We start from the raw sequence: 25,503 nt of genomic DNA, 5'->3' as shown, positions 1-25,503 counted from the left end.
TCTGGGGACAACAGCGGCCGGAAGTCCAAAGATTCCTTGCAGGGACCGCTCTTAATAGTGTTTTGTAGTTGAAATTGAGAGCTCTTAATCCAGCATCCCACAGGAAGCAGATCGAACGGCAAGTAGATAAATACATCTGAAACATAAAGGAAGTGAGCGGACATGAAAGTATCAACCGGATGGTTGGCTGATTATACATCGATTGAAGGAGTAACCGCCGAAAAGCTAGCGGAGAAGATTACCGCTGCCGGTATTGAAATTGACGGAGTAGAGCGCCGCAATAAAGGGATTTCCGGTATCGTAACCGGCTATGTGAAATCGAAAGAAAAACATCCTGATGCGGATAAACTGAACGTATGTATCGTGGATGCAGGTCAAGGTGAAGATCTGCAAATCGTCTGTGGCGCAAAAAATGTGGCTGCGGGACAAACCGTTCCTGTAGCTCTTGTTGGCGCTAAGCTGCCAGGTCTGGATATCAAAAAAGCGAAGCTGCGCGGGGTATTATCACAAGGGATGATCTGCTCGGCTAAAGAATTGGGACTCAATGATAAATTGCTTCCTAAAGAGCAACAAGAAGGAATTCTTGTACTTCCTGAAGGTACAGAGATCGGTCAAGATATTTCAAAGTTGCTGGGTCTAGATGATGAAATTCTGGAATTCGATCTGACTCCGAACCGTTCAGACTGCCTAAGCATGATTGGTGCTGCTTATGAAGTGAGCGCGATTCTTGGACGCGACATTAAATTGCCTGATCCTGCGAGTGAAATGATTGAGGTCAGCGGAGCAGCTGCGCAATCTATTTCCGTTAAGATTGAGAATGAAGAACAGTACAGTCATTACGCAGTTCGTTATATCTCAGGCGTTAAACCTGCAGCATCACCGCTGTGGATTCAGAATCGTCTGATGGCGGCAGGAATTCGTCCAATTAACAACATCGTAGACATCACTAACTATGTGATGCTCGAATACGGACAGCCGCTTCATGCTTTTGATGCAGATAAAATAGAAGGCGGAGAACTCGGCGTTCGTCTTGCTCATGAGGGTGAAGTCCTGACTACACTTGATGGCCAAGAACGGAAGCTTGAGCCACATATGCTCGTTATCGCTGATGGAGCTAAAGCAGTAGCTCTGGCTGGAGTAATGGGAGGTCAGGATACGGAAGTTACTGCTGAGACGGTAAATCTCGTTCTGGAATCCGCTAAGTTTGATGGAGGAACCGTTCGTAAAACCTCGCGTCAACTGGGACTTCGCTCGGAAGCATCGCTTCGATTCGAGAAAGAAGTGGATCCAAATGCAGTGATCCCTGCATTGAATCGCGCTGCAGTACTTATTGCACGTTATGCTGGCGGATCTGTGCATGAAGGTATTGTGCAAGCAGGAACAGTCGCTGGAGAAGAGAAGGTACTTACTTTGTCCTTGGAGAAGCTGAACCGTTATCTGGGAACAGATCTGTCCTTGCTAGAAGTGAAGACATTGTTTGGCCGTCTTCATTTCAAGTGCGGGGATACCGCACAAGGGCTGATCGAAGTTCAAGTGCCAACTAGACGCGGCGATATCAGCTATGATGTTGACCTTATCGAAGAAATTGCTCGTCTGTACGGATATGATAACATTCCAACGACTTTGATTGAAGGAGTTACAACGCCAGGCGCATTGACGCATAAGCAATCACTCCGCCGTGAACTGCGCCGCCTGTTGTCGCATGGCGGTTATCAGGAAGTGATGGGCTACTCTTTCATCCAGCCGGAACAAAGCAAAATGTTCCCTGAGTTATCGGAAGGCTCACAAGCGGTCAAATTGGCTATGCCAATGAGTGAAGAACGCAGTGTACTGCGTACCAGCCTTCTGCCACAACTATTGGATATTGCTAGCTACAATACCAACCGTCGTCAAAGCGATCTAGCGTTGTTTGAAATCGGCAATGTTTTCTTCACAGATGAAGAACAGTTGACTCGTCAGCCGCGTGAACTGCCGGTGCTTGGGTTGTTGCTTAGCGGTAGCCTAACCGTGAAGCAATGGAACGTTTCTGCACAGCCTGTAGATTTCTTTGATTTGAAGGGTGCGCTGGAATCAGTATTTGCTTATTTGGGTCTTACAGACAGAATTATCTACGAGGGAGATAGTCCAGAAGGGTATCATCCTGGGCGTTCAGCGTCGGTATATTTAGTCGGAGACGAGGGTCGTGTGAAGATTGGAACTATGGGCCAGCTTCATCCGGAACTGCAAAGAGAGCTTGATCTAGTGGATACTTATGTAGCTGAGATTCTACTGCAGCCGCTGTATGATAACACGCAAAGCCGTATGCAATATAATGAGCTTCCACGTTTCCCAGGTATGGAACGGGATATTGCTGTGGTTGTAGATTCAACTGTACCAGCGGGCGATATGCTAGCTTCCATCCGTGCAAACGGAGGAACTTTGCTGCAATCCGTACAGGTATTCGACGTGTACACTGGTGGCAAGTTAGAGAGTGGAAAGAAGAGTATTGCGATCTCACTGCTGTATCGTCACAGTGAACATACATTGACAGATGAAGAGGTTGGAGAAGTGCATGATAAGCTATTATCAGTCCTTCAACAAACTTTTGGCGCAGAATTAAGAAAATAGCAGGAATTGTGTAAAGCCGCAGCGAATCCATTTAGAAACTGAGATTCGCTGCGGCTTTTTCTGGGTAGAGTGAAATGCGGAGGATATCAGCGAGAATCTATTGATTACAAGGGATTTTGCCAAATGCTTAAGAAAAAAGCTACAATAGAAACAGTAAGACTAGCTTAGAATCCGCACACATACAAAGGAGGGCACAACTGTGGCTATGGACCGGACACGTGTCGCCGTGGAGATATACGGAACTTCCTATAAACTCGTCGGAAGCAGCACTGAATATATGAAACAAGTGGCCCGTTATGTTGACGAACATATGCGCACGATTTCTAAATCACACAACAGACTGGATACGCCGCGTATAGCGGTGCTTGCAGCAGTACATATGGCGGAGCAGGCTATTCAGGTTCAGGATTTTAAAAATGAACTCAACATGATGACAGGTGAACGCAGTGAACTGCGATTGGAAGTATCTCGCCTGCTGGAGGTTCAGCGGGAGCGACAAGAAGAATATGAACGCCTTGAAGCGGCGGCTAAGGAAGAAGCAGCACGACTGATTGCTGCGGTTGAAGAAGAGCGCAAGCGTCATCTGGAGATCCAGGAGAACGAGCGCAAGGTACATGCGGATCAGCTTCAGGAAGCAACCCATGCGGCTGACGCCGCGCGAGAGAAGCTGGAAGAGGAGCTGCTTGCGCGTGAGCTGGAGCTGCAAGAACTGCGGGCAAGCTATGAGGCTGAACAGGCAATGATTCGTGAGAATCATCGAGAGGCGCTGGCCAATGCAGAAGCCATCCGTCTACAGCAGCTGGAAGAGCAGAAGGCAGCGCATTTGCAAGAGCTGGAGAATACTCGTGAGACGCTGACTAAGGAGAAGACAGATACCATGTCTGCTCTGGAACTTGAGCTAACCCAAACTAGATCAACCTTAGAGAAACAGCTTGAGGAAACTAAATCAACATTAGGGAAGGAACTCGAGGAGACGAAGTTGACACTAGGTAAGGAGCTTGAGAACACGACAACGAAGTTAGGCAAGGAACTGGCTGAAGAGCGGGAAGCTCTACAACGGGAGCTTGCTAAGAATAAGGAACTTCGACAGTCGCAAGGTACTCAGGAACATAGACATAAGCAAAGCATCCAAGAGCTCGAGAAACAGCTGGCTGAGCTTCGTGGTGGAACAGGACAACTTCAGTCTAGACTCCGTGCGGCAGAGGCGAGCCTTAAGAGTGAACGAGATGCTCGTCAGACGCTGCTCGGACAATATGAAGCGGTTGTTAAACGCGAAGAACAGCTCAGTGAGGAGCTGCGTACAGCCACTGAGCTAGGCACGCTGTTGAATGATGAGCTGGAAGAATTGCGCCAGCGTTACCAGCAGTCCCAGAATGAAACATCAGAGCTGCGGAAGTCACTACAGGAAACGAGTGAGAATCTGCACCGTGTTCAGGAAGAACTGGCTGGATCTGTGGCGGAGGCAGCAAATTGGCAGGAGCTCTCGGATAAACGGATGGAAGACATTAGTGAGCTTGAAATGAACCTAATGGAGACCGAAGAGAAATCATTGGCGCTTCAAAAGGAGATTGAGACCCTTCGTGGTCAAGCGGATGGATTAGTACAACAGTTAGACCGGGAAGTTCAGCTTCGTACGGATGCAGAACAGGAAACTGCAGCACTCCGTGAACAAGGTGGACAGGTTCAGAAGGAACTGTCAGCACTTCGTGAACGTTATGAGGAATTGATCTCTCAATATGATGAAGTGCTGCAAGATGGAGAACGTCTGCAGGAAAGATATCAACTGCTGCAGGAAGAAGGCGAAGAGACAGCTCGACGCTTAGAAGAATTGTCTGAAGCTAGCCTTGAGGCCGCTGCTACTGTTGCAGAGCAGCAGGATGTTCTGAGGCAAGCAGAGGCGTACGGCGCTTCATGGAAGCAAAAGTACGAGGAATTATTCGAGCGACAGCAGCAGTGGAGTGATTTGGAGGCGAAGCTGCGTGAAGAGATAGATATTTGGCAGCAGGAGGCCGGTGAGGCTGAGGCTAAGCAGAAATCTATTGAACGTGAACGCAGTGAGGTGCTTCAGCAGCTTGGTGAAGTCGGCGAGAACTATGAGTTGGCCCAAGGACAACTTCGTCTGCTACAGGTCCAGTTTGAGATGCATCAGAATGAACTACAGAAGATGACGGATGAGCATCGTAATCTTCAAGAGGAATATGCCAAGCTTCAAAATGAATATAATGAATGGATTCAACTGATCGAACAGGATAGTTGAATGTCGGATGCAAAAAAGAGGGCTGTACCTGATGTGTAGAGAAATCTATTTCAGGTCAGCCCTGTTTGTCAATGATTTAGGGTAAATAAATAGCCGATCGTCAGGGCAATTCCCTAACGATCGGCTATTTAATGATTTATCTAGTCCACAATGATTTTTGCGTTCATGCCGCTATGTCCGGAACCGCACATAATCGAACAGGTCATTTCGAATGTGCCGGCTTCCTCTGGAACAATTACTTTCGAGGACTTTTTGCTATTAAGCTGGAGTTCGAATTCAGGGATAAGGATGCCGTGATTGCCGCTATCGTTTTTAAAAATAATTTTGACGGGCACACCTTTTTTTAGATGGTATTCTTCCTGATCAAAGCTGTAATTTGTAGCTGTAATTATAAGTTCTGTTTCTGCCTCGATCTCTGGCTCCGATGTGTTAGCTTTGCCAGCAGCACTATCATTGTTGTTTCCACAGGCTGTAAGTGCTATAACAAACACAATTGAAAGTAGAATTGCAAATTTTTTAATGATCCAAACCTCCTCCCAAGAAGTCCAAGCATAGTGAAAATGTGACAATTATGTAGACATCATAACTTAAAATTTAAGTAAGCGCTTTGATTAAATGTGAAAAATCCGTGAACAAGGGAGACTGTTCAAACTTTGTCGTAAATTGCAAATAAATGATGAAAATATAACTAAAATTTATTATAATGAAAGCTATTACATTAACGTACAAAAGTAGGGGATACATATTTCAAGTACTAACGATGCGCTAAATACGGAGGTTTGGCACCGTAGAATTTTAAAAGGTTATTGGATGGTAGTTATTCTTTTATTAATCTCACAGTTGCTGTTTTTGTCGAATATTAACCGGCTTCAAATAAAAACAACCATGGACACGAATCTATGGCACTTATTTATAGCCTGTAATTTACTAATTGTAGCCCTTATGATTACTGCGGAGCTGTGGCTTCGTTATAATAAACAATCCCCTAAATATGGGGTGGTTAGTTGTGGTTTTTTAGTGTCCTACCTTATGTATTTTGTATTAGAGCCTTTTATCGATGGTGCTCAGATGACGCTCATGATGCCGATTATGGTCGCTCTTATTTATTTTGATCGTAAGCTCCTGTATCTAATGGGACTATTTAGTATTGTGTTTTATGCGGGGGTATATTTCGGGTTGGAACGGCCATTCCTACATAAACCACTGCTTGAATTCTTAATGGTAGAGTGTGTATTTATAATATTTGTAGGGATGGCTCTGGCTGTAATTATTCGTGCGCGGGAAGCGCGTGTAAATCTGGAGAGATTAACGAAGGAAGGCCAAGATCTAATGGTGGAGAGGGCGATTTCGGATAAGCTGCTGAAGATAGATGCACTCACTGGACTATATAATCATAAAACCTTTCATGAATATTTGGATTCATTATTGGAGCAATGTGAAAGCAACAACCTTCAACTGCAGCTGGCTCTTTTCGATATAGATAACTTCAAGCAAGTTAATGATACCTACGGACACAGGGTTGGGGATCTTGTTCTTAAGGTAATTGCGGACAAGGTTGGCGGTATGATTGAGTTAAATGATTTTGCGGCCAGATATGGCGGTGAAGAGTTTGCAGTAATTTTTACAGACAAAAGTTTTTCAGAGTCTTACGAGGCGGTAGAGAAATTACGGATCAATATTGCTCAAATCGAGCATTTGCAGGCTGGGAATAAGCCGATTACCGTCAGCATTGGAATTTGTAATTATCAGCTTGGGGATGGGAAAGAGCTTCTTTTTCGTAAAACGGATAAAGCGCTCTATACCGCTAAAAAGAAAGGCAAGAACAGAGTGGTCAATTGTGCTGAGCGTCATGAAGCGGAGATTGTGTCATATGGATAAAAACAACACAGAACCCTTATTACCGGAAAAGAACCGGAAATAGGGGTTCTGTGTTGTGAATAGCTTTGGTTACTTTGCTGCCTCAAACGGCGTGGATACCGGCAAAAACAAATCGACAATACCGATGACCAATGCCGCAAGGATAGCTCCTAGAATGGAAACGCTGACTCCACTCACTACGAATTGAGCGACCCAGATAACTAATGCACTAACGATGAAACCGACGATACCGCGCCCGAAGGGTGTTGCTTTTTTGCCGAAGATTCCTTCGACAACCCAGCCGAGTAACGCAATCACCAGTGCAAGGATTAGAGCGCTCCAGAAGCCACCAATCGTGAACTGTGGAACAATCCAACCAACAACCATCAGAACAAGCGCTGCTACAATAAAACGACCCACATGACTCAAGAAATTCACTGTACTAACCTCCTTTGGCCCAAGCTAAGGATATGTGCAGTTCTTATTGTGACCTTAATGCTTGTTTTTATGCTTTAACCGATACCAAATAGCGAAATTGGCTTGAATTCTGTATAATGGAAACATCTATGAAGGGAGCTGTGACTGTAATTGGACGACAAAATTTTGCATACGCTTGAATATCGCAAGATTTTAAATAAATTAATGCAATATACGCAAACCTCAATGGGACGATTGACTGCGGAGCAACTAAGACCATCCGGTGATTTTGAAGGTGTGAAGAAGCTACTTCAAGCCACGGATGAAGCGGCTAATGTAGATCGTCTGAAGGGTATTCCTTCATTCGGCGGGATAAGCGATATTCGAGCAGCACTAAAACGTGCCTCTATAGGTGGAATGTTGGGAACAACTGAACTGCTGGCAGTGGGAACTACCATTGGCGGCGCAAGAAGAGTCAAACGATTCCTGGCAGCTATGCATGAGGAGGAAAAGATAGAATTCCTATTTTCACTCAGCGATGTTTTATCGGAGCAAAAACATGTAGAAGATGCCATCCGTTTATGTATAGACGAGAACGCAGATGTGCTTGACACAGCTAGTTCTGAACTGGCTACGATTCGCCGTGAATTACGCGGAGGAGAGACCCGGATTCGTGAGAAGCTGGATTCTATGATTCGTTCTTCTTCCGTTGCTAAGATGCTGCAGGATCAGCTGGTAACCATTCGTGGAGATCGGTTTGTTATTCCAGTAAAAGCGGAGTATCGTGCGCATTTCGGTGGTATAGTACATGATCAGTCCGGATCAGGGGCTACTTTATTTATCGAGCCTGAGTCTATTGTCGCGATGAATAATAAGCTGCGTGAAACACGGCTGCGTGAAGAACGGGAGATCGAGATCATATTGCATAGGTTGACAGCACTTGTAGCTGATATAGCCGAAGAAATGACCTATGATATCGATATTCTTGGCGAGCTTGACTTTACCTTCTCCAAGGCGCGTCTTGCCCGAGATATGAAGGCTACGCAGCCTCGTATGAACGATCGCGGGTATTTGAAGCTGCGCAAAGGACGCCATCCGCTTATTCCTGCGGAGCATGTGGTTCCACTGGATGTGGAGCTGGGCAACCAATACAGCTCGATTATTGTAACCGGACCGAATACGGGTGGTAAAACCGTTACACTCAAGACGATTGGATTGTTGAGTCTCATGTCGATGTCTGGTTTGTTCATCCCTGCAGAAGAAGGCAGTCAAATGTGTGTGTTTGATGCCATTTATGCAGATATTGGGGATGAACAGAGTATTGAGCAGAGTCTGAGTACATTCTCCAGCCATATGACGAATATCATTTCCATTCTGCGGAGAATGACTCCTAAGAGTCTAATTCTGCTTGATGAAGTGGGCGCAGGTACGGATCCGGCAGAAGGTTCCGCGCTGGCAATTGCCATTCTGGAGCATATTCACCGGATAGAATGCCGTATGGTCGCTACCACGCATTATAGTGAACTGAAAGCTTATGCTTATGAGCGTAAAGGGGTCATCAATGCCAGCATGGAGTTCGATGTTCAAAGTCTCAGCCCTACCTACCGCCTGCTGATTGGTGTTCCTGGACGAAGCAACGCCTTTGCAATTGCAGAGCGATTAGGTCTGCCAGGTGCGATTCTGGAGCATGCGCGTGGCGAAGTGAAGGAAGAGGATCTGCGTGTTGAGCATATGATTGCCTCTCTCGAAGAGAATCGACTTGGAGCGGAACAAGAACATGAACGGGCAGAGAGCATCCGCCGTGAAGTAGAAGAACTACGCAGCAGACAACAACAAGAGCTGGAGAAGCTGGAAAGCCAGCGGGACAAACGGCTGGAGAAAGCGGAGAAAGATGCCAGTGCAATCTTGGAGAAAGCGCGTAAAGAAGCGGAAGAAATCATCAGTGATTTACGCCGCTTAGCTATGGAAGAAGGCGCTTCAGTCAAAGAGCATAAGCTGATTGAAGCACGGAGACGTTTAGACGAAGCGGAACCTTCACCGCGTAAGAAAGCTGCTACTCGTAAGCCTGCTAAGGCTCCGCGGACGATTGGTCCTGGTGATGAAGTGAAGGTAGATAGCTTAAACCAAAAAGGTTTTGTAGTGGAATTAAGCGGCTCTAAAGAGGCTGTAGTGCAGTTTGGGATCATGAAGATGAAGGTAAGCCTGGATGATTTGGAACTGCTCTCTTCGAAAGCAGCCTCTGTACCAACGCCTCTTCGGCAGGCGACAACCGTTAAACGCTCCCGTGATGAGAACATTCGCAGAGAACTGGATTTGCGAGGTACGAATTTGGAAGAAGCGATTATGGAGACGGATCGTTTTATTGATGAAGCCTTCTTAGGAAATCTGGGCCAAATTTCTATTATTCATGGTAAAGGGACAGGTGTGCTCCGCACAGGAATTCAAGAATATTTGCGTAAACACAGACATGTTAAGAGCTATAGGCTTGGAAATTATAATGAAGGCGGCGCAGGCGTAACCGTGGCTGAGCTGCAATAGCGGGATTGCCCGGCAGAAAGAAGGGGAAAGTGTGCAAGGAGATATTGATCTTTTGCTGGGTCATCCGCTAGGTGCCTTGCTTGGCTACTTTGCAGTAGCAATTCTTGGGCTTGTTGTATTTCTGTCTATTTTTGAAATGGTAACGAAATATAATTGCTGGGAAGAAATTCGCAAGGGGAACTTGGCAGTAGCCATGGCTACTGGTGGCAAAATCTTCGGAATTTGCAACGTACTGCGTTTCAGCATTGAATCAGGTGTTTCGATTTATGAGACGATGAAGTGGTCGGTCGTCGGTTTTTTGCTGCTGCTGCTTGCCTATTTTTTATTTGAATTCCTGACTCCAGTGTTCTCTATTGATGAGGAGATCGCTGCAGATAACCGTGCTGTTGGGCTAATAGCGATGCTGATCTCGGTTTCGTTGTCTTATGTGATTGGTGCAGCTATATTTTAAGAAAATAGAAAGTTTTGCACCTCCCTACAAAGGATTCCAGATGAAGCTGGACAAGCTTTGAAATGAGCAGCTCCACTTTGTGGGGTATTAGGAGGATTTCATGAAGATTCTTACCCGAGTTTTGTTTGTGTCAGCTATTGCTTTTATAGCAGCCGGTATTATTTATTTAATGATGAACTAAATTTAAACGTGAAGTATGAAGGAGATTATTAAGATGGAAACAACTGTGTGCCCTTGGTGTCATACTGAAATCGTATGGGACGAGGAATTCGGACCTGAGGAAAATTGTCCTCACTGCAACAATGAACTTAGTGGATACCGTACGGTTAATGTAGGGATAGACGGTATCGAAGAAGAGGAAGAAGAAGTCGTAGAACAACCTAAACAAGAGGTCATTAATGATGATGATCTCTGGGGAGACGTCGACAAAGACAGTGTAGTTCCAATCTACAACACGCTCAACCAATTCGGTGACGATTATGATTTGAATAAGTATGAAGAACGTGTATCGGCTATCCTAGCGATTCAGGAAGAAGCTCCGGAATGTACACAATGCCATGAGTTAACTATCCTTGCGGGTAAGCAGCTTGTTGGCAGCTTCGAGCCTTCTTCACCGGCTACATTGGGTGGCTCTGTATTAACAGCTCCATTCTCCCTTAATGTTTATGTGTGCCCTTCGTGCTTCCATGTACAGCACAGCCTAGCGCAAGAAGACCGTATTCAGCTCGTACGTAATCTGAGTACCGATAAAGCATAAGCATCCTCATAAAAAGCTTAGTCCTCTTATTGTCAATAAGAGGACTAAGCTTTTTTTAAAACCTCAATACTGCTTATTCACGTCCATTTTTTAAGAAGGAGAAGGTTTGGCAGTTCGTGTCAATGAGAATAGATCAAGCTCCGGCCGATGTTTACCCGCAATCGTATCTGTTAATAACTCCGCAGCAATCATGCTGTACACCGTCCCATTGCCCCCATAACCCTCGATGAAGTAGCAATGAGGGAACTTGGGATGAGGGCCGATATAAGGAAGCCCATCACGCGTAGAGCCGAATACAGCACCCCAGGAGTATTCTATCTCAATGCCTTTGATTTCAGGAAACAAAGCTTCCAGCTCTTCCAATAACCTTTGACTTTGTGAAATCACTCTGACATCACGGCGCTCTGGATCCGTCAACGGTTCATCTTTACCTCCTGCAATAATACGTCCCTCCGGCGTTGTCCGAAAATACAAATACGGTCGGGCGGTTTCCCAGAGAAGGCTCCGCTCATGCCACTTGGGGAATTCCTTCAAAGGTTTGGTCATCACTGCATACGTATTGATCAGCTCAGCGCCTCGGTCTTTTTTAAACTCCTGCGTTTCATAACCCATTGCAAAAATAACCTTCTTCGCAATAATACGTCCGTTCTCTGTGTGGCAGATTACTCCATCTTTAGTAAACTCATAATGTTTAGCCTCGGTCTGCTCATAAACGTGTACACCATTGATTGCTGCCTTAGCGATCAGGCTGTGAACTGTCCGGAAAGGGTTCGCTTCTGCATCACTGCGTGAATAAAGTGCAGCAGGTTTAGAAAAAGAATACAGCGAAGCAATTTTATCCTCCTCCCAGAAATCAGAATCGAATCCGTGAGCAACGAGATTCTCATATTCTTCTCGCAGAGCAGGTACATCCTCTGGTGTACTGGCATATAAAAGGCTGCTGCGAGGAATAATCTGGGGATCGATATCGAGCTGGGCCGGCAGATCCAGAATATTTCTTACCCCTGCTTGGCATAGCTGATAAAAGAGCAAGCCGCTCTTTTCTCCAAACGTGTTCATGCATGAGGTTAACGATTTGTCGTTAGATATCTGCAGTAAACCAGTATTGGCATGTGAGCTTCCGCTTCCGACTCGTCTTTTTTCGATCAGAACAGTCTCAGCTCCGCTTAACGACAGGCGATAAGAAGCCATTGCTCCACCCATTCCAGCGCCTACAATTAGGCAATCACAGTGAACGATATCCTCTAGCACAGGATAAGTTGGAGGGTCTTGTAAAGTGTTTCTCCATGGGGGGGTGCCGCTGTTTAGTCTCATGAAATTGATCGCTCCTTCATTCGTTCCATAATTAAGTATGGGCGGCATTTTACCGTCTCATTCGCAGGATGTTCTTATTTTTGTCATATCTCTCTTATGCTGTTGGGCAAATAAATGGTGTGCTTTGGCGGTATACTAAAGCCTGTTTGAATCAACTACAAGGAGGGACTACAACTCATGCAATCAATGCAAATGCAGGCACTAAGTGGAAAAGAATTGGAATATATCGCAGACTCCATCTCTAATGAGGACTTGCTTCTTAAGCAATGTGCGGCTACCGCCGCGACAACGCAGAACGAGCAGGTCCGACAAGTTTGTTTGCAGCATATCCAAAATCACACGCAGCACATGGATACACTCACTCAGCTAATCCAGCAGCATCAACAGTACGCCCCAACAAGCCCACAATAATTGCATTATTAATCTTAAGGAGGTTATAAAATGAATGCACAGAATCCAGCAGCATTTATGCCAGATGAGGACTTAATGAACACCATTTTGTGTGATTTGAAGCGGACGGTTCGTGAGTATGCGACAGCTGCTACGGAATCGGCATGTCCAGCGGTTCGCCGGGTCTTTAATGAGATGACCATGAACACGCTCCGACTTCAGGGCGATCTGTACACGCATATGTCCCAAATGAATATGTATCCTGCACCTGCAAAAGCATTACGCCAAGATGTGGACAAGCAACTCCAAACTGCACAGCAATTGCAACAAAAATCAGGTCAGTTCGTTCAGCAAAAAACAGGACAATCTGGATCTATTGCTCACAATGCGAACAGCTACCAATCGAATGGACAACATCAACCGTCTCATTTAATGTAACCAAGATGGTTAGCAGATGAAGCATCCTGTCCCATAACCTTAAGGCAGACGCCCGTTTATACCGAGAGCTCCGGTATAAACGGGCGTTTTTTGTATAAAAATCCATTTAGCTGAGTAAACCTAGTCTTCTATGCGGATATCATATGGGGTTATTTTGTTTGCAGAGATGCTCAATTCATGTCATATTAGTATTAAACTCTTTTCGCGGGACGACGCATGAATAGCGCAACGTCATTTGCGAACTATCCGGAGGGGAAGGCATGAAGGAAATGAACGAACTAAAGAGGAAAGTGCTGGAACTGCTTAAAGAGGACGCGAGAAGATCTACTTCACTCTTAGCTACGCTACTTGGTGCGGAAGAAGAAGACGTAAAGACGGCGATTGGGCAATTAGAGAAAGATCATGTAATTGTTAAGTATGCTGCCGTTGTAAACTGGGATAAAGTGGATGATGAAAAAGTGACCGCACTGATTGAGGTGCAGATTACACCCGAACGGGGTCGCGGCTTTGAAGGCATTGCGGAAAGAATTTACCTGTATCCACAAGTGAAATCCGTGTACCTGATGTCAGGTGCCTACGATCTCCTGGTAGAAGTGGAAGGCCGGAATTTACGTGAGGTGGCCAATTTTGTTTCCGAGAAGTTGTCTCCAATTGATTCAGTACTCTCAACTAAAACGAACTTTACCCTTAAAAAATACAAACAGGATGGGATCATCTTCGAGGAGCATGAGGAAGACAACCGTCTGATGATCTCTCCATAAAGGAAGTAATCATATGATCACGAATAAAACGCAGCTAACTGGAGAAGACAGCAAATCTATGAATTCTTATTTGGCCCCGCTAGTACAGCAAATTCAGCCTTCGGGTATTCGTAAGTTTTTTGATCTGGCTGCAGGCAGCAAGGATATCATATCACTTGGAGTCGGGGAGCCTGATTTTAAGACCCCGTGGCATGTCAGAGAAGCTTGTGTCTATTCGCTGGAAAGAGGGTTTACAGGATATACATCCAATGCAGGTATGCCCGAGCTACGGGAGGGAATTGCGAATTATTTGCATACCCGTTTTGCAGTGGATTATGATCCTGCTAATCAGATTATAGCAACGGTCGGCGGAAGCGAGGCTATTGATCTGGCCTTGCGTGCATTGATTACACCGGGCGATGAGATTCTCATACCCGAACCTTGCTATATTTCCTATTCACCGATAACGGCTATTGGCGGGGGAATTCCGGTAGGTATTGAAACGACTGGAGAGAATAACTTTAAGCTAACGGCAGAGAGTTTGGAAGCCAAGATTACTCCGCGCTCCAAAGTTTTGATTCTGTGCTACCCGAGTAACCCAACCGGAAGTGTGATGACCCGAGAGGATTGGGAGCCGATCGCCAAGGTTGTAGAGAAGCATGATCTTATTGTAATTTCTGATGAGATTTATGCGGAATTGACTTATGGAATTAATCATGTAAGCTTTGCCGCACTGCCAGGTATGATGGATCGTACGATTCTGGTCAGCGGCTTCTCCAAGGCTTTTGCTATGACCGGATGGAGAATGGGTTATGCTTGTGGTCACCCTGACTTAATCTCCGCTATGCTTAAGATTCACCAGTACACTGTGATGTGTGCTCCCTCTATGGGCCAGGTGGCTGCACTTGAGGCACTGACCAATGGGATGGAAGAGAAGGATCGAATGGTCGATTCTTATAACCAGCGGCGGAGGCTGATTGTTAAAGGTTTGCGTGATGCCGGACTGGAGTGCCATGAACCACAAGGTGCATTTTATGCTTTTCCTAGCGTGCGCAAAACGGGACTGACTTCTGATCAGTTTGCACAACGATTATTGCTTGAATATAAGGTGGCGGCTGTACCTGGAAGTGTCTTCGGTTTAGGTGGTGAAGGTTACTTACGCTGCTCCTATGCTACATCAGTAGCTCAACTGAATGAAGCTATAGAACGCATTGGTTCTTTTGTCACACAACTGGAACGAGAGAGAATGGAATAGAGAAAATTGGACTATAGCCTATCCTATAATCCTATGGTATTATTTTACTTTGAGAGTAATTAACCCCTATATTAGAAACTAACAAGGATGCATTTTACTCTGGAATTAAGCGTTGCTTTGAAGTTGCTTTTATTACTTTAATGACATTTTGTGGCACGCGCTCAATAATACTTTTAGGAGGGATGATTGTGCTTAGTGCCGATTATTACTTACCTTCCTATGGAGGGCAGTGTTTTTCTGGAAGTGGGAAACTGTCCCCCAAGGGTGATGCTTCTGCTCGCATACTCTCTCTGGAAGATGAAATTAGAATACTCCGTAGCAAAATGGAGCAGCTTTTTTTGCAGGAAAAATCATTCACTTCAGATAATGTGATTGAAATTAGCAGTTTACTGGATCTCAAGATAAATGAATACATGAAGGGGCGTCCAGTTGGGAAATAACGTCGCTACATGCTGTTAAAGAGGACCCTAGGGTCCTCTTTTTGTTGTTCCTTTTTAAGCTCATACCTCGCAATATTGCAGTCACTATTGGAGAGGATATGTTATACTCTTCATTTGCCATTTTTATATAAGAAAGCTTAAACTAGCATTATGTGATTTGAAGAATGGATAGGAGGAGTAAGCCATGGTGATCTATACACGCACGGGTGATGCGGGTCAAACTTCAGTAATTGGCGGCCGGGTTGGCAAGGACGATGTCCGAGTTGAAGCTTACGGAACCATTGATGAACTAAATTGCTTTGTAGGGCAGGCACGGAGCCTGATGGAGGACGATAAGTTTGATGATGTACGCGAGCAGCTGCTGGAAATTCAGCATGAGCTATTCGATTGCGGCACCGATCTGGCTTTTATTAAGCTAGGTGATGGTGGTCAATATATGGTAACAAGTGAGATGGCTAAACGGCTGGAGGGCTGGATTGATGATCTTCAAGCAGAGAATCCGCCACTAGAAAAATTCATCCTCCCCGGGGGCAGTCCGTTAGCTTCGGTTCTACATGTGTGCCGTACGGTTTGCCGCCGGGCGGAACGTCGGGCAGTTACACTTGGACGAAATGCAGACATTAACCCGGAAGCAGTTATTTATTTGAACCGGTTATCCGATTATTTCTTTGCACTGGCTAGGACGGCTAATACACGGGCAGGGATTACTGATGTAGAATATATTCGCAGTAAAAAGGTGTTCCGGGACTAATATGACTAGCTATTACTCACCTATTACTTACATTATACCGCCTGAAGAGGATGACTGGCTCTTGAAGACGATCCTGCATAAACGGATGGATGTCTCACGTAAATTGTTGTCACGGCTTAAGCAAACAGAACAAGGCATTACCTTAAATGGTGAACGTGTCTATATCAGCGTACATGTTAAGGCAGGCGATATTGTACAGATTCGCATGGAAACAGAGACTTCAGATGATATTTTACCGCAACCGATTCCCTTTGAAATTCTATTTGAAGATGAGCATCTGCTCGTAGTAAACAAGGCAGCAGGGATCATCGTGCATCCCACACATGGACATTACACGGATACACTGGCTAACGGAGTAGTTCATTATTGGGCGCAAAAAAATGAACGCTTCCGCTTTCGACCCGTCCATCGTCTGGACCAGGAAACCTCCGGTGTGTTAATCATCGCCAAGAATCCATATAGCCATCAGCATATTTCTGAGCAGATGATTGCGGGTACAGTGGACAAACGTTATGCTGCATTTATTCATGGGGCTCCTTTGGAGCCTTTCGGCGATATTGACGGACCTATTGACCGTGATCCTGAGGAGCCGCATCGGCGTATCGTGACACCGGATGGTTATCCTTCTCTGACTCGATATGAGGTTAAAACCGTATATGCACAAGGTTCAAAAGTTGAACTGAAGCTGGAGAGTGGTCGTACTCATCAGATTCGGGTCCATATGACCTCTATCGGCTGTCCTTTGATTGGTGACAGCATGTATCGTCATGAACTGTATAATTTACAGGAATTGAGTTCAACTCAAAGTGAACAGTTGGATTCCGTTGCAGCACTAGATGCTTCCATCCCACGTCAAGCTCTGCATGCGGTACGTCTGACGTTCAAACACCCAGTGCTTCTGCAGGAAATGATCTTTGAAGCACCTTTGCCGCCTGATATGGCGGCTTTGGAGGAGATACTGGAGCAAGGCCCGAAAGCGAATTTGAGGTAAAAATAATATTCAGGCTATGAAGTAATGAAGGGGAACACTTCGTAAGCATAGACTTCTCCGGATTTCAACCGTGATTAGCGGTATAATGGAGAAATTCTTGCGACAACAGCGGCCGGAAGTCCAAACATTCCCCGAAACTACGAATTATTAGCCGACCATTAAAGGAGCACAACATGAGCAAACTAAAAGTATATCAATATCCAAAATGCAGCACCTGCCGCAGCGCAGTAAAATGGCTACAAGCTCAAGGTCATGAGCTAGAGCTTCAAAACATCGCAGAACAGCCGCCTACCGTTGAGGAGCTGCGTGAATTGCTGGCCAATAGCGGACTTGAACTGAAAAAGTTTTTTAATACAAGTGGTGAAGTCTATAAAGCATTGGGTCTTAAGGACAAAATGGCACAGCTTAGTGAGCAGGAGAAGCTTGAGCTGCTCGCGAGCCATGGTATGCTAAATAAACGTCCGATTGTCACTGATGGCGTTAAAGTTACGGTAGGCTTTAAAGAAGATCAATATGCTGAAGCTTGGACCAATACTTCCAAGGCATAAATCCTAAAGGGGATGTCCCAACAGTCATATCATGGCTGTTGAGGCATCCCTTTGCTGATAGGTTTATGCTTATTATTTTCAAAGGATAAGAATAAGCTCCCATATGTGTAACTTTATGATCCCTTATCAGATTAAGTATTTTCTGATAGAATACTCTTTGTGCAATAGTATGGACAAGTGCTTAATAACAATACAATGAACGATTAAGGGAGAGGTTTATACATGAGAGCAGAAACAACGGGCCGTGTAATGCTTGTAGATGGAATGGCTCTGCTGTTCCGGGCCTTTTATGCGACCTCTTATGGAGGATATATCCGCAAGACAAAAGCTGGATTGCCTACGAATGCAGTGTATGGTTTTTTACAGTATTTTTTCGATGCAGTAAGTACATTTGAGCCTTCTCACGTCGTATGCTGCTGGGATATGGGCAAAGGAACGTTCCGCACCGAGAAATACGATGGTTACAAATCGAATCGGATTGAAGCGCCGTTAGAGCTGATTCCACAGTTTGATCTAGTAAAAGATGTAGTAGCTGAGCTTGGGGTGCCGAATATTGGACTTGCTGGCTACGAAGCGGATGATTGCATTGGTACGCTGGCTTCTTGTTACAGTGAAAACTCTGAGGTATATATTTTGACGGGTGACCATGATATGCTTCAGCTCATTGATGAGAACGTTAAGGTCGTCATTATGAAAAAGGGACGCTCTAACTATAAAGTGTATGACCTTGCTGAATTGCTGGAGGAAAAGGGTCTAACCCCTAGACAGGTGATTGACCTGAAAGGCTTTATGGGCGATACCAGTGATAATTATCCCGGCGTAAAAGGGATTGGTGAGAAGACTGCGCTGAAGCTGCTGACCGAATACGGTACAGTTGAAGGTGTTATTGAGAATCTGCATCTACTTCCAAAAGGTGTGCGTACCAAAATCGAAGCAGATCTGGATATGCTGCATTTATCGCGAGAGCTAGCGGAAATTCGTTGCGACGTACCTGTGGTCTGCGGGCTGACGGAAGCCTTGTGGCAACTACAGCGGGAAACAGCTGCGCGCAAATTTCAAGAGCTGGAGTTCGGCAGCTTGATGCATTTGATCGCTGAGGTGCAGGACGAACGGGGAATTGTGCAGATTGAGTTAGGCGATTTAGGTTAAGGAGAGAGTTCTCTTCTTATAAGAAGACGAATAAACATAAAGGCAGGTCGAGGATATTTTCCTTGGCCTGCCTTTTTTATTGTCGAATCTCTGTATTATTTTATCTTTTAATGTCTTATTTTGACTAAATTTCAATTTAAGGTTTCTAATCCTAAAATTCTGTTTATTTAAAATCGGAAGGAAATATTTAGGTGATTATTTTCCATAGTAGGTGATGAGATGGAGATACTCTTGGTTACGCACAAGCTGCAGAAAATAGTAGAAAAGTATTGCACGCGGGCCATAGACGTAGTAAATGATTCAGAATTAGTACTAAGCAGTACCTTAGAGTTTTTACAGAACATTAAACCATCTGTAGATAGCATATTCATAACTGATGATGCATTATCTACGAGTATGGAACAGAACAGGAGTGATTTAAATAACCTTATCCGTTGGCTCATAGCTAACCAACAGTCAAATGTAAAGATTTTAATCCTCACCAGGGACATAAGGAAAGACATAGAAATGGAGAATCTCATCTCTAGATATCCGAATCTCCAAATAAAGACTTTCGAATACATACGTATTACACCAGGACTATTTCGTGAAGCTTTAGAGCAATTATCTGATACCAAACAGAAATTCAAACATGAGACAAAGCCTCACGAAAATAAGAATCATTCAAAGAATATCGACAAGAAAGGGTCATTTCTAGATCGTTTTAAACCAAAACCCAAAGCTCCACCTGAATTACAGGCCACGGATAGCCTTACTAGGGAACTTGATAAGGTTAGTCGCGGAATTAGTCGCATTGTGGCGATAACCGGTCATAGCGGGTGTGGAATCACTAGTACAACTATCAATGTGGCGAGTGAAGCAAGTAAACGAGGTCTGAGTGTATTGATCGTGGACCTGGATATCGAATATCGAAGTACAAATATGTATTTCAGCAGCTTTCATGAGCGTACCAAGCGGGATGAGGATATTAATGCTTCTCTCATTCGGACGCTAGCCAGACCTCAGGACTATTTGACCACGGCGTATCATTTAAAAGAAAATATGTGGCTGACGGGGCTTGGCTACAGTTTTTCCGATCGGAAATTAATGGAGCAATTTTATACCAGCTCTAAACTTGTCGGTCTGTTGTCCCTACTCCGGAACAAATTTAATTTAATCTTATTGGATCTGCCTATGAACTCCTTAGATCAATTTCGCGAAGCGTTAATTCATATTGACAGCTTTGGTTTGTGTATTCCTAATAATCTTTACGCTGTATTAAGCACTTTGAAGAATGTAGAAGAGTCGCTGGATAAGGAGAATGCAGCCTATTTGAATGCTAAATCTAAAGTCATTGTCACTAAATATAATGATCGTTCCAGATTTCAAGGCGATATTTTCACACCAGATAGGGTTAGTGCAGTTACGGCATCTGGCTTATTAGAAAGCTTTACATACGAAATGAAAGTAGCTGGACATGTCTCTTATGACACAGACTTCGATTCTCAGATCGAAACCGATGTGCCGCTTGTACATTCAAACAAAGACCATGAGCGGGCTTACGGAAATATACTTCTTAGATTACTGGAGGGGAGCAGTTAATGGATTTAAGTGGGCTTAAGAATGCGACACCCAATAAGCAAATGTTCAAACGGGTTGCAGCCTTGCTCTTTAGTATATTGATCATTGTGGTTTCTTATATGGTCATTACGAAAGCCAGCAAAGATGCCAGCGACGTGGTAGAAGTGCTACGAGTGAAGTCGAATGAGGGGATTCCGGCATTTGTAGTCATAACGGATTCTATGATTGAGAAATACAATATTATCAAAAAAGAATACACAGAGGATATGCTTTTGTCTGAGGATTTAGATTCAGTAAATGGCAAGCTTTCCGCCTATTATCTTCGAGGGAACAGCGTGCTTTACAAAGATCAGTTGCTGGATGAAAAACCGCAAAAGAATGAATGGCTCTATCAAGTGAATGAAAAGAACGAGGTGTTGACGCTTCCTTATAATTTTCTTGAGGTAGGTGGAGATATCTTGATGCCAGGAGACCGTGTTCGTATCCGTGTGTCTTATGAGGTTGAGGCGAAGGATGCCGCGGGTGGCAATCCCAACGCGATTTATTCCGAGTCAACGAATACGATCAAAAAAACAGAAGTGTTGTTTGAAAGCATTGTGGTGAAGGATATGCTCAACGCAAGCAGTCACTCCATCTACGAAGTCTATAAAGAAGTTCAGAAGCTAAACGAGGATAAAAAACAGAATGTCATGAAGAGCAAAGATTTCTTGAAGAACATTCAACCTAAAGCACTGCTTCTGGAGGGCACGAGTGCACAAATTAATAATTATGCCAAATACAAAGGTCTAAATGGAAATTCATTTCTGATCACCATACTTAGCAGAAAGAGTAGTGATGTCATCATTGACCAACTGCCTACTTTGGAGAAAGAGGTGGAATCGTGGATCGGAAACGAGGACTAGGAATCGACAGTATTTTTCAGAAAATATCCTCGAAGGATCTCGTCGGTGCTGAACTTCAGGAGAATAACCTGATTTACAGTGTGGTAGGCTTCATCCCTGCTTGTGATGGTGTAGATAATGCCATGCTAATAAGTAACTTAAGCTATCTGTTATCTCAAAAGGGCCTGAATACTTGTGTAGTTGACCTTAAAGTATTTTATCCAAACTTATATCAATTTCTAGATGTCCCTACTCAGAAGAAGGGTCAAGGATTAATTAAAGTGTTAAAAAGCGACAAGGTAGATTTCAGAGATGAATTACAACAGACCAAATATGAGAAGCTGTTCCTGTTATCACCTAGTCCACAGGATTTAATGGAGGAGTATTTTGACTTCGAGTTTGAGAATTTGGAGCGTGTTATTACTACACTTAAGCAAATGTTTGATATTGTGCTGATCGACATTCCCAACAACCCTCCATTGGAATTTTGTCTAGGTGCCATGAAATATTGTCACATCGGATTCTTTACGGCAACAGAGAGGATGGAAGCTACGATAAATATGGTGAAGCTGCTGGACTATGCCAAATCGGTTGGGATAAGTACGGCTAAGTTCACCAGCGTAGTGATGATGAATATCCAGCATATTGAATTCGACTATAAGGTTATGAAGGACATGGGTTTTAACATAGTCTCTGTCCTGCCACTTGTAAAGGATGCCGTAGTTCGTGCACATGAAGGCAGGCTATACATAAAAGATAACCCCCTAATCAATAAATATTTCAAAAAAGAGATCCAAAAACTAGCAGATCGGTTAGCGGATCAATAAAGGGGAGAGCGCACTTGCTGACACGTGGGAAAATTAGCGATATGCAGCAAAAGGTACTGCATCAGGTAGGTCCGAAGGAGAACATGGAGGATCTGACCACTAAATATACGACTATAAGCTTTGATGAGGCTTTGGAGTTATGTCAAAAGTATATTACTAAAGTAACAACACACGCTTATAGGCGGGAGAATGACCCAGCTCGAAAACGGGAAATGACGAAGGCATACATAAACGAATTTGTCGACGCACAGAAACCTTCGGTCGAGGGATATTATGATCTAGCAGAATTAAAAAATGCCCTAACGAATGAAATTACGCATTATGGACCTATCACCAAAGCCATGGAGGATCCCAGCATTGATGAAATTAGAGCCAATGGCCCTGATCAAATCTTTGTGGAGAGCGGCGGAAGAAGTCTACAGTGGGATCAACAGTTCACAGACCGTGATCATATGGAACGAATTATATCTAAGCTCATAGGTGTCTCCAAGGTACGACTGATTCCTAAGATCCCAATGGTAAATGCCAGAACAATTGAAGGGTATCGAGTGAATGCCACGCATGCGGAGATTTCACCGTATGATCAACCGGCTTTTGTAATTCGGAAGTTTAGTAAGAAAAGTATTGTTCCAAAAATGCTGATCGAGAATAAATCCTTCTCATCCAATATGTATAAGCTGTTGTCGTTGATTCCGAAATCAGATTTGTCTTGGATTACTGTGGGACCGACAGGAAGCGGAAAGACTACGTTAAATGAAATTCTTGTGAAGGAGATCAATCCTCTATCTAGGATTATTACCATTGAGAATCCTTCGGAGATGAGATTGGTCCAAAGAGAAGATAATAGCGAACACGGCAGAGTGATGAATGATGTTCTGCAATATGAATCGGTCCCTGATGATGATGACTCCAGCCCAGCAACGATGGAAAATTTGCTGATTAATGCAATGAGACAGTCGCCTCACTGGATTGGGCCAGGGGAGCTTCGAACACCCGGTGAATTTGCCACTGCACTTCGAGCCGCACAGACGGGACATTATTTCTTTTCCACACTTCATGCGGAGGGAGATAAGGAAGCAATCTTCAGATTTCTAACGGCTTATCTAATGGCTTCTAATGAGCCAGCGGAGCTTGCACTTCGGAATATTTGCAGTGCTGTGAAGTTCGTGATTTTTCAAGAGAAACTGGCAGATGGTACTCGTAAAGTGACCTCGATTTCAGAAATTTTGGGCTCGGATGGCTTGAATCCACTGATTAATCAGATTTACCGATTTGATTGTGATGACGTTATTGAAGAGATGATCGACGGTAAGAAGACGCTTAGAATAGTCGGCAGACATTTACGTGTTGGTAAGATCTCTGAGAAGGTACAGCAGCTTATGCTCAAGGCTGGAATTAAGAGAAGCAGATTTGAGTTCTTTACCAAGGATCCTTTGGAGAGCGAAACAGAGGTGTACGAATTCGATGAATACAACTTTAATCATTAGTCTACTTCTAGGTACGGCTGCATTTGTACTATTTAACGCCATTTTTGAGGTCAAGTATTTTCAAGGGTCTATAAGATATGTTCTCGACGTTATGGATACCCTCGCAGAGTACCTAGGCAAGTATAATACGAAGCGTTATGTCGACCGTATCAAGAAGGAACGAATCGTCAGGCAGAAGGAAAATATTTATGCGAAATACAATCGAATGGTAGAGGGCCTGATTTTGGATTTTAATATGCCATTTACCCTAGAGAGCTTTACCTCGATGTTGTGCATTTGTTTCGCAATTATAGCTTTGTTAGTAGTGCTGCTCATGAATAGTGTTACGCTTTCTGTTGTAATCACCATTTCAATCTTTGTATGCTTGTTCACCTTTTTTGTAATGCAGTCTAGAGCCATTCAGACGGAACGGCTGGAGAACATTATGGATGCCGAAGATGTAATTTGCCCACTGGCCCGTGAAGGTGTACTTGTTGCAATTAAAAAGGTGATGGAGAGCGAGGAATATATCAGTCCTAACCTTAGGCCATATTTCCAGCAGTTTATAGATAATTGCGATAATAACGGTTATTCCTTTAAGCAAGCCATTACGCTATTAAATAGACAGCTTGGCCCTAAATTCGATAATTTCACGAAAAAAGCGGTTGTCTTCGAATATAACGAGAGAAAAGGAATGGCAGACATTTTTCTCGATATTGTAGATGAAAATGCCGTGCTGCGCGAGATTAACTCCAAGAAGGAACGGATTTTCAGAAAGATGAATCGTGATTTTATGTTTAAGACAGGAATCATTGTGCTATTTTTCTTATATGCATTGACAGTAAAGGATTTCAGACAATTTATGTTAGTAAGTAATGTGGGGAAATTGATTAACACTGTTTTGATTAGTGTCATTTGTTTAAGCTTTGCACGGAGCCAGGTGCTCCAAGGAAACGTCGGTACGGGTGGTGAGCGCAGATGATATTCCTGGTAAAGCTTATTGCTATGCTCTCTATCCTGTATTTGATCAAGATTCTGTTGTATCCCTTTTTCAAACCGGTGAGCCGAAAACAGAAAAAGCGTGCACGTCATTATATGAAGCAGCGTAAAAATGCGGCGTTCCAAGAGAGGTTCAGCCAATATAAACGTAGGATTGCCAAGAAATATATTAAAGGGCTTTTAGGCAGTGCGGAAAGACTCAGATTCAAGAAAATCATTGATCGACTGGATCTTCAGAAGACCCCAGAGGAAATACGCACTGAACAATTGATGTACACGTTAGTTGCTATTGTGATCATGCTGCTGTTATGGAAGGTCAACATCCTGCTTGGCTGTGTCTCCGCCATTTTCATCATGCTGGGCTGGCTCTACCCTGTAGTGGAGCTGGAGAAGATTATTGATAAGAAGAACAAAAATATATCACTGGATTTCCCAGCCTTTTATAGTATGGTCTACTACCAATATACAAAGTCGGTCAATATTCATTTCTCGGATGTCCTAAAGGATTACATTCCAAGTGCCAATCCGGATATTGCGGAGGAGCTTGGTGTGATGCTCGACAATATTGATTACGGAGAGGAATTTGCTTTTAAGCAGCTGAAGAAACGAATTCCAATGCATTATGTGATCAAGTTCTGCGACATTATGGAGACTAGGCTTAAAGGGTACGATAATGTGTCTCAGATGGCGTATCTCAAGAATGAACTGGATGGCTTCAGAATCAGGGCATTGGAAGAAGAGCTGGAGACTAGGCAGCGAAGCAGTGCAAGAATCCAATTTCTACTTATTATAGTATTGGCTATTTATATCGTTATGTACTATCTATTTACCATTCTGAGTTCAATGAAGATGTTTCAATAAGTCAAATTT

General features: G+C 44.0%; 24 protein-coding genes. 21 read left to right on the top strand and 3 right to left on the bottom strand.

Annotated features, from left to right (window positions below; translation table 11 throughout):
* The first annotated feature begins 162 nt into the window (after positions 1 to 162).
* Positions 163 to 2,607, top strand: a complete 2,445-nt coding sequence (gene pheT / locus CA600_RS12995) for a phenylalanine--tRNA ligase subunit beta (RefSeq protein ID WP_094870558.1) — start codon at positions 163 to 165, stop codon at positions 2,605 to 2,607.
* Between the two features lie 205 nt (positions 2,608 to 2,812).
* Positions 2,813 to 4,864 (top strand): hypothetical protein, encoded by a 2,052-nt coding sequence (locus CA600_RS12990; RefSeq protein WP_256989833.1) that lies wholly within the window; start codon positions 2,813 to 2,815, stop codon positions 4,862 to 4,864.
* 140 nt (positions 4,865 to 5,004) lie between these two features.
* Here the strand turns inward: CA600_RS12990 and CA600_RS12985 are convergent, their stop codons facing one another.
* A complete protein-coding gene (locus CA600_RS12985; protein ID WP_256989831.1) occupies positions 5,005 to 5,433 on the bottom strand; it encodes a cupredoxin domain-containing protein in 429 nt (142 codons plus the stop codon).
* Positions 5,434 to 5,674: 241 nt separating this feature from the next.
* Here CA600_RS12985 and CA600_RS12980 point away from each other — a divergent pair, with 241 nt between their 5' ends.
* Entirely contained in the window at positions 5,675 to 6,742 is a 1,068-nt protein-coding gene (locus CA600_RS12980; RefSeq protein WP_094870556.1) for a GGDEF domain-containing protein, read from the top strand.
* 69 nt (positions 6,743 to 6,811) lie between these two features.
* Here the strand turns inward: CA600_RS12980 and CA600_RS12975 are convergent, their stop codons facing one another.
* A complete protein-coding gene (locus CA600_RS12975; RefSeq protein WP_060625232.1) occupies positions 6,812 to 7,159 on the bottom strand; it encodes a phage holin family protein in 348 nt (115 codons plus the stop codon).
* A 150-nt stretch (positions 7,160 to 7,309) separates the two neighbouring features.
* On the opposite strand from CA600_RS12975, the gene CA600_RS12970 reads away from it, so the two are divergent.
* From CA600_RS12970 to CA600_RS12960, 3 genes are all read left to right on the top strand, one after another.
* Entirely contained in the window at positions 7,310 to 9,676 is a 2,367-nt protein-coding gene (locus CA600_RS12970) for an endonuclease MutS2 (RefSeq protein ID WP_094870555.1), read from the top strand.
* A 31-nt stretch (positions 9,677 to 9,707) separates the two neighbouring features.
* A complete protein-coding gene (locus CA600_RS12965) occupies positions 9,708 to 10,127 on the top strand; it encodes a DUF350 domain-containing protein (protein WP_042125581.1) in 420 nt (139 codons plus the stop codon).
* 214 nt (positions 10,128 to 10,341) lie between these two features.
* Positions 10,342 to 10,884, top strand: a complete 543-nt coding sequence (locus CA600_RS12960; protein WP_094870554.1) for a hypothetical protein — start codon at positions 10,342 to 10,344, stop codon at positions 10,882 to 10,884.
* Between the two features lie 90 nt (positions 10,885 to 10,974).
* Here the strand turns inward: CA600_RS12960 and CA600_RS12955 are convergent, their stop codons facing one another.
* Positions 10,975 to 12,198 carry an NAD(P)/FAD-dependent oxidoreductase gene (locus CA600_RS12955; RefSeq protein WP_094870561.1) on the bottom strand — a complete coding sequence of 408 codons (1,224 nt, stop codon included), beginning with the start codon at positions 12,196 to 12,198 and terminating at the stop codon, positions 10,975 to 10,977.
* Positions 12,199 to 12,375: 177 nt separating this feature from the next.
* Here CA600_RS12955 and CA600_RS12950 point away from each other — a divergent pair, with 177 nt between their 5' ends.
* The 15 genes from CA600_RS12950 to CA600_RS12880 all read left to right on the top strand — a co-directional run bounded on the left by CA600_RS12950 (position 12,376) and on the right by CA600_RS12880 (position 25,494).
* Positions 12,376 to 12,609: a spore coat protein gene (locus CA600_RS12950; protein WP_094870553.1), complete on the top strand. Its 234-nt coding sequence runs from the start codon at positions 12,376 to 12,378 to the stop codon at positions 12,607 to 12,609.
* A gap of 30 nt (positions 12,610 to 12,639) precedes the next feature.
* On the top strand, positions 12,640 to 13,026 hold the full coding sequence (locus CA600_RS12945) for a spore coat protein (RefSeq protein WP_094870552.1): 387 nt from the start codon (positions 12,640 to 12,642) through the stop codon (positions 13,024 to 13,026).
* A 260-nt stretch (positions 13,027 to 13,286) separates the two neighbouring features.
* Complete coding sequence (locus tag CA600_RS12940; RefSeq protein ID WP_094870551.1) at positions 13,287 to 13,787, top strand: Lrp/AsnC family transcriptional regulator; 501 nt, start codon at positions 13,287 to 13,289, stop codon at positions 13,785 to 13,787.
* A gap of 13 nt (positions 13,788 to 13,800) precedes the next feature.
* Positions 13,801 to 15,021, top strand: coding sequence for an aminotransferase class I/II-fold pyridoxal phosphate-dependent enzyme (locus CA600_RS12935; RefSeq protein ID WP_094870550.1), 1,221 nt, complete (start codon positions 13,801 to 13,803; stop codon positions 15,019 to 15,021).
* Between the two features lie 251 nt (positions 15,022 to 15,272).
* Complete coding sequence (locus CA600_RS12930) at positions 15,273 to 15,461, top strand: aspartyl-phosphate phosphatase Spo0E family protein (protein ID WP_052404481.1); 189 nt, start codon at positions 15,273 to 15,275, stop codon at positions 15,459 to 15,461.
* Positions 15,462 to 15,645: 184 nt separating this feature from the next.
* The gene (locus tag CA600_RS12925; protein ID WP_094870549.1) at positions 15,646 to 16,212 is read left to right on the top strand and encodes a cob(I)yrinic acid a,c-diamide adenosyltransferase; all 567 of its coding nucleotides are present in this window, start codon (positions 15,646 to 15,648) and stop codon (positions 16,210 to 16,212) included.
* A 1-nt stretch (position 16,213) separates the two neighbouring features.
* The gene (locus tag CA600_RS12920; RefSeq protein WP_094870548.1) at positions 16,214 to 17,203 is read left to right on the top strand and encodes an RluA family pseudouridine synthase; all 990 of its coding nucleotides are present in this window, start codon (positions 16,214 to 16,216) and stop codon (positions 17,201 to 17,203) included.
* Positions 17,204 to 17,376: 173 nt separating this feature from the next.
* Positions 17,377 to 17,751 (top strand): arsenate reductase family protein, encoded by a 375-nt coding sequence (locus CA600_RS12915; RefSeq protein ID WP_094870547.1) that lies wholly within the window; start codon positions 17,377 to 17,379, stop codon positions 17,749 to 17,751.
* 222 nt (positions 17,752 to 17,973) lie between these two features.
* Positions 17,974 to 18,900: a 5'-3' exonuclease gene (locus tag CA600_RS12910; protein ID WP_094870546.1), complete on the top strand. Its 927-nt coding sequence runs from the start codon at positions 17,974 to 17,976 to the stop codon at positions 18,898 to 18,900.
* 507 nt (positions 18,901 to 19,407) lie between these two features.
* On the top strand, positions 19,408 to 20,481 hold the full coding sequence (locus CA600_RS12905) for a MinD/ParA family ATP-binding protein (protein ID WP_094870545.1): 1,074 nt from the start codon (positions 19,408 to 19,410) through the stop codon (positions 20,479 to 20,481).
* Positions 20,481 to 21,362, top strand: coding sequence for a hypothetical protein (locus tag CA600_RS12900; RefSeq protein WP_094870544.1), 882 nt, complete (start codon positions 20,481 to 20,483; stop codon positions 21,360 to 21,362). Before CA600_RS12905 ends, CA600_RS12900 begins: the two co-directional genes overlap by 1 nt.
* Positions 21,341 to 22,168 carry a hypothetical protein gene (locus tag CA600_RS12895; protein ID WP_094870543.1) on the top strand — a complete coding sequence of 276 codons (828 nt, stop codon included), beginning with the start codon at positions 21,341 to 21,343 and terminating at the stop codon, positions 22,166 to 22,168. Before CA600_RS12900 ends, CA600_RS12895 begins: the two co-directional genes overlap by 22 nt.
* Before the next feature lie 14 nt (positions 22,169 to 22,182).
* The gene (locus tag CA600_RS12890; RefSeq protein ID WP_094870542.1) at positions 22,183 to 23,655 is read left to right on the top strand and encodes an ATPase, T2SS/T4P/T4SS family; all 1,473 of its coding nucleotides are present in this window, start codon (positions 22,183 to 22,185) and stop codon (positions 23,653 to 23,655) included.
* Positions 23,633 to 24,616: a hypothetical protein gene (locus CA600_RS12885; protein WP_094870541.1), complete on the top strand. Its 984-nt coding sequence runs from the start codon at positions 23,633 to 23,635 to the stop codon at positions 24,614 to 24,616. Before CA600_RS12890 ends, CA600_RS12885 begins: the two co-directional genes overlap by 23 nt.
* Positions 24,613 to 25,494, top strand: coding sequence for a hypothetical protein (locus CA600_RS12880; RefSeq protein WP_094870540.1), 882 nt, complete (start codon positions 24,613 to 24,615; stop codon positions 25,492 to 25,494). The genes CA600_RS12885 and CA600_RS12880 overlap by 4 nt, the downstream gene beginning before the upstream one ends.
* Positions 25,495 to 25,503: the final 9 nt, after the last annotated feature.

It is taken from the genome of Paenibacillus sp. VTT E-133280 (assembly GCF_002264385.1).
Taxonomy (GTDB): domain Bacteria; phylum Bacillota; class Bacilli; order Paenibacillales; family Paenibacillaceae; genus Paenibacillus_AQ; species Paenibacillus_AQ nitricinens.
Note: the sequence above shows the minus strand (reverse complement) of the source record. Positions and strands in the feature narration are given on the sequence as shown.